Consider the following 2,706-nt stretch of genomic DNA (forward strand, 5'->3'; position numbering starts at 1 on the left):
CGCTACACCTTCAAGGAAGAAGAAGCGGCCAAGGCCATCGAAGCTGCTTGCGAAAAGGTCATCGCCCAGGGCTTCCGCACTGGCGACATCTACCAGGAAGGCTGCACCAAGGTCGGTACAGTTGGAATGGGTGATGCGATCATCAAGGCTCTCGGCTAATCAATGCTAAACACAACCCTCTGTTACATCGAACAAGACGGCAAGTACTTGCTGCTCCACCGCGTCAAGAAGAAGAATGACATCAACAAGGACAAGTGGATCGGCATTGGCGGCAAGTTCGAGGAAAGGGAATCTCCCGAGGACTGTATCAAGCGCGAGGCTCTCGAAGAAACGGGCCTCACGCTGATCCGCCCGAAGTACAGAGGGATTGTCACCTTCATTAGCGACGGCATGGACCAGACCGAGTTCATGCACCTGTTCACGGCGACCGAATTTGAGGGATCGCTCAAGGACTGCGACGAAGGCACGCTCGAATGGGTACCCAAGGAAAACGTGGCAAAGCTCCCCCACTGGGACGGCGACTTGATTTTCCTTGCGCTACTCGAAAGGGGCGAGCCTTTCTTTTCGCTCAAGCTGACCTACAAGGGCAGCACCTTGACCGAGGCTTTGCTGAACGAGGAACCGGTTACTTTCGATAGCGTTTTAGCGGGAAACACGTAAGTGATTTAAATCACATCACGTGTAATTCCCTACGAACCTAAATCGAAAATTTTACAAAATAACCTGTACTATGCAGGTTATTTTTTCTATCTTAAGGGGCACTCCAAACCAACCCCCTAGCAGAGTCCACTCCTCGTGAGCTCTGCTTTTTTATTTACCACTTGGCTAAGGCAGCGTTGACTAATCCGATGTCGCGAAGCGACTACCATTTAGCTAACGCAGCCCTCATTATTTCAGCATAGCGAAGCGATTACCATTTTGCGAGGGCAGCGTTGATGTTTATCGGCGTCGCGGAGCGATTACCACTTAGCTAACGCAGCCCTCATTATTTCAGCATCGCGAAGCGATTACCATTTTGCGAGGGCAGCGTTGACTAATCCGATGTCGCAAAGCGATTACCATTTTGCGAGGGCGTTCGTGATAATGAGGTCTTGAAGTTTTTCAATAGCACGAGCCTGGCCATGGCGGTCTTCGGTTTCATTCGCCTGCACATCGTAGGTGCCTTCGGCACTGAGCGACTTCGACTCGTAGATTACGCGATCTTTTACGTTATCATAAAACTTGACACTGACGCGAATCGTGACGCGGTAGGTTTCCACATCGCTTTTACTCGTGTAGTTTTCGGGCTTGTTCGTATAGCTCAAAAGGGTCATCTCGAAATCGGCATTAGCGTCTTCGTTTACTAGACGAACACCCCCTGCATTTTTCCGGAACATTTCCAGAACACCAGTACGGATATTATTCGCGAGTACCGGATCAAGCGTCTTGTCTTCGACTTCATGAATCTTGACGGTCTTGATATGACTCGGAAGCGTCGATGCAGTAAAACTGTAGCAACCGGAAAATACAATCGCTGCTAGAAGAACAAATAGCGGTTTCATTCGACGAAAAAATTTTTGTGCATAAAACATATCCTAAATGTAGAAAGATTCGCCCGATTATACAGGGTATTAGGGGTGTAGCCCCTAGGCGAAGGGGTAGCTGAAGCCGGTGCGGCGGAAGCGAGGGGAAGACATTCCCCTTTTTATTCATATTTTCGCTTCTTACATCCTACTTCATACTTCCTACTTTTCTAAATTTATCCCCGTAAATTTTTCCAACCGAGGCATAAAATGCTTGACATCAAGAAAATCCGCGAAAATCCGGAATACTACATTGCTGAAACCGAAAAGAAATATACGACCGTAAGCCTTCGTGACGTGCTCGCCGTCGATAACGAACGTCGCCCGCTCCTCACCGAAGTCGAACGCCTCAAGAGTGAACGCAACGCCCAGTCCAAGAAGATTGGCGAACTCAAGAAGAAAGGCGAAAACGCTGACGAAGCCCAAGCCGCCACACGCGAACTCGGCAACAAGATTGACGAACTCGACAAGAAGCTCAAGGAACTTGACTACAAGCAGACCGAAATGCTCATGCACGTTCCGAACATCGCTCCGCGTTCTCCGGAAGGCAAGGACAGCTCGGACAACGTTGTCGAAAAAGACGGCCCGATTCCGTTTGACTACTACACCAAGAACGATGACTTCGCCCGCGTGGACCACAAGACCTTGGGCGAACGCCTTGGCATTTTTGACTTTGAACGTGGCGCCAAGATTTCCGGTTCCGGTTTCCCGGTTTACCGCGGTCTCGGCTCTCGCCTCGAACGCGCCCTCATCCAGTTCTTCCTCGACGAACACCAGAAGGCCGGCTTCGAAGAATTCACTCCGCCGTACCTCGTTACCCGCAACACCATGCGCGGCACGGGTCAGCTCCCGAAGTTCGAAGAAGACATGTACCGCTGCGACAAGGATGACGACCTGTTCCTCATCCCGACTGCAGAAGTACCGCTCACGAACCTCTACTCCGGCGAAGTGATTCCGGAATCTGAACTCCCGAAGCGCATCTGCGCCTACTCTGCCTGCTTCCGCCGCGAAGCTGGTAGCTACGGCAAGGACACCCGCGGTCTGCTGCGTTTGCACCAGTTCAACAAGGTTGAAATGGTCTACTTCGCCCATCCGGAACACAGCTACGAAGACCACGAAGAACTCACCCGCTTCGGTGAAAAGC

General features: G+C 51.1%; 4 protein-coding genes. 3 read left to right on the plus strand and 1 reads right to left on the minus strand.

Going from position 1 to position 2,706, the window contains the following annotated elements; translation table 11 throughout:
- Together Q0W37_RS15310 and Q0W37_RS15315 are read left to right on the plus strand one after the other, a co-directional pair.
- On the plus strand, window positions 1-159 hold a 159-nt coding region (locus Q0W37_RS15310; RefSeq protein ID WP_297702411.1), incomplete at its 5' end, for an isocitrate/isopropylmalate family dehydrogenase.
- Between the two features lie 3 nt (window positions 160-162).
- Complete coding sequence (locus tag Q0W37_RS15315) at window positions 163-660, plus strand: 8-oxo-dGTP diphosphatase (protein ID WP_297702408.1); 498 nt, start codon at window positions 163-165, stop codon at window positions 658-660.
- A 395-nt stretch (window positions 661-1,055) separates the two neighbouring features.
- Here Q0W37_RS15315 and lptE read toward each other — a convergent pair whose 3' ends face one another.
- A complete protein-coding gene (gene lptE, locus Q0W37_RS15320; RefSeq protein ID WP_297702409.1) occupies window positions 1,056-1,541 on the minus strand; it encodes an LPS assembly lipoprotein LptE in 486 nt (161 codons plus the stop codon).
- A gap of 231 nt (window positions 1,542-1,772) precedes the next feature.
- Between lptE and Q0W37_RS15325 the strand changes: the two genes are divergently transcribed.
- On the plus strand, window positions 1,773-2,706 hold a 934-nt coding region (locus Q0W37_RS15325; RefSeq protein WP_297702410.1), incomplete at its 3' end, for an aminoacyl--tRNA ligase-related protein.

This window comes from uncultured Fibrobacter sp. (assembly GCF_947166265.1).
Classification (GTDB): Bacteria; Fibrobacterota; Fibrobacteria; order Fibrobacterales; family Fibrobacteraceae; genus Fibrobacter.

Coding starts and splice junctions, on each gene's coding strand:
- lptE (WP_297702409.1), bottom strand. CDS start 1,541: ATGAAACCGCTATTTGTTCTTCTAGCAGCGATTGTATTTTCCGGTTGC.
- Q0W37_RS15315 (WP_297702408.1), top strand. CDS start 163: ATGCTAAACACAACCCTCTGTTACATCGAACAAGACGGCAAGTACTTG.